The organism is Gammaproteobacteria bacterium, assembly GCA_013214945.1.
GTDB lineage: Bacteria > Pseudomonadota > Gammaproteobacteria > Enterobacterales > Psychrobiaceae > Psychrobium.
Genome location: JABSRT010000058.1, coordinates 1 through 2,271, shown reverse-complemented (window position 1 = coordinate 2,271; position 2,271 = coordinate 1). Strand labels below are relative to the sequence as shown.

The following is a 2,271-nucleotide window of genomic DNA, read 5'->3' as shown; positions in this document are numbered from 1 at the left end:
AGGTTGTCGGTAAACACCACGTCCTGACTGGTTTGTGTTTCATCACCGATATAGATATTACTGCTAACATTATAATCGCCGATAACGATGGCACTGAAACCATCTTGCAACTGTGCCAGTTCTGAGTTTTCAATATGTAAGAGCTCACTCTCAACAAAACTACTGTCGCTCGTTAGATCACCGATTAAGATATCACGATCAACATCAATTGGTTTAACGGCCAATATGGCGCCAGAAGATGCTAGCTCTTCGGTGATGGTTAGTTGGTTTGACACAATAACAATATCTTCGCTGCCCGCATCAACTAAAGCTGATAACGTTTGGTTACCATTTAAGTTAGATGGGTCAAGGATCCAGTCGATCTCGCTCGGTAATGTTTGCTCAGCAACTGTTAATGGAGCACTGCCTGATAATTGTAAGCGACTTTCATTATCTGAGTTATCGAGAGAAAAGTCACCCACTATAATTGGGTTAATACTAAGGTCGAGTACATCGGCGCTGGCATCATGGATTGCTTGAGAAAAATCTACACTTAAATCTGCAGTCTGACCTTTAGCAAAAAACCAACTACGATCATCATTTAAATCATCGGTAACTAAATAACTTAAACCGATGTCAAAATCGGCTAACTCTAAAGTAAAAACATCATCGATTTCAAAAGTCGCGTTAGCTTCAGTGACGTTGAAACTTAAAATGGATAAATCAATTAGTGTGCCTTGAGGATCAAGAAGGGAGTAATTTGAGTTGGAGCTGACTGAGATATTGCCGTTTATTTCGAAGCCTGAGAAGGCGAGATTACCAATGAAGTCATATGAAGAGGAGTTAGTCGTAAAATAATCAATATTAAGTAATTCGCCATAGGTATTTTGCTGCTCGCTACCTAAAATTTCATTTAAAAAAGTAGAAGCACTGCCGATTGCTTTGGTAACCAATTTTAACTCTGTTTCTGTTTTTTCAACATCAAGATACAAATCGGTACCACTGATTGCTAAACCAGCAATGCTATCAAAGCTACCAGCTGATGAGCCATAAGTCATAATGCTAAACTCATCGCCAACTTCCGGGATAAAGCCATTTAATAATTCAATGCTAAGCGCACCATCGAATACTAAATTATTGGCAATATTAATTTGATCATATTGACTACCTGCTGCCAAACCAGCCAGTTCAATTGTAATTTCTGAAGTATCTGTGTTGGTCAAATCGTCAAAGTTCTGTACACCTGGCGAATAACCAGGACTCAGTTTTCCAGCATTTGTAACATCTAAATTTACAGAGCCGCTTCCACCAAGTGTATCTGTTGCGCCAATGATAAATTCACCACCAGACACATAAAGGTCTGTAGTAATATTCGCGACATTAAAGGCTAAGTCATCAACAACAAAATCGCTGTCCGCTTCCGGTCTTTCAAAGCCAGAAGTTTGCTGTGCCACATTATTAAATTGTTTAAAACTCGCTAAGGTATATTGTTCAGAAAAAGCATCAAGTGGTGCACTAGGCTCAAATAAACGAGTGCTAGCCACCTGCATGGCCCCAAAAACAGGATCACCAGAAAGTAAAATCCTAGATTCAAGGGCTTCGACTTTAAAAGCATTTTTAATCAACTCAGAGAGTTTAGTGCGCTTTTTGAACATTTTATGGCATTCCTTGACTTACAGCGTCATTGACGAATTAAGATAGTTAGTGCGAAGCAGATCAACAGCTTCTATCTAAATTATAAAAAGACGCAATACTACACTTCATTATTCATAAATGAAAATATCACAACAAGATTTCCTGGGTTAGAATTGAATTAAAAGCATAAAAAATTTCCCGATTAAAGATATCCCCATAAATAGAAGCTACTAGAGGTAAATTAATTCAAGGGCTAGAAATAAACAATAGATCATTATATCTATGATCTTGTTACGTTAAGTAGGAATGGGAAAAACCAGGTAATCGATTGGATCATTATTTAGTGACAGATGAACAACTGACTTTATTAAAAAAAGCCTTAACAGCCAATTAAATGCACTACCGGAAGATGCGAAGTATAAACTTTAATCACAAAAATCTAACAGAGGTAACTGTTGGTTAAATTTTGATACTTGTACGACTGAAGTTATCCAGCGGATGAAAACAAATTAAGCCAAGCTTGATCCGACAAATACTGTTATCAACACAGAACCTTCAGATCAAACCTGAGCAAAAATAGCGATTATTAATTTGAAACTAAATACTCTTTTAATAAAGTACCATCAGTTAACGCTAACGCGACTCTGGCTAGTTCAT

The 2,271-nt window shown here is 37.3% G+C and carries 1 protein-coding gene; it reads right to left on the bottom strand.

Annotated features, from left to right (window positions below):
• Positions 1-1,634: LEPR-XLL domain-containing protein (locus tag HRU23_20375; protein ID NRA56495.1), on the bottom strand; the 1,634-nt coding region annotated here is incomplete at its 3' end.
• Positions 1,635-2,271: the final 637 nt, after the last annotated feature.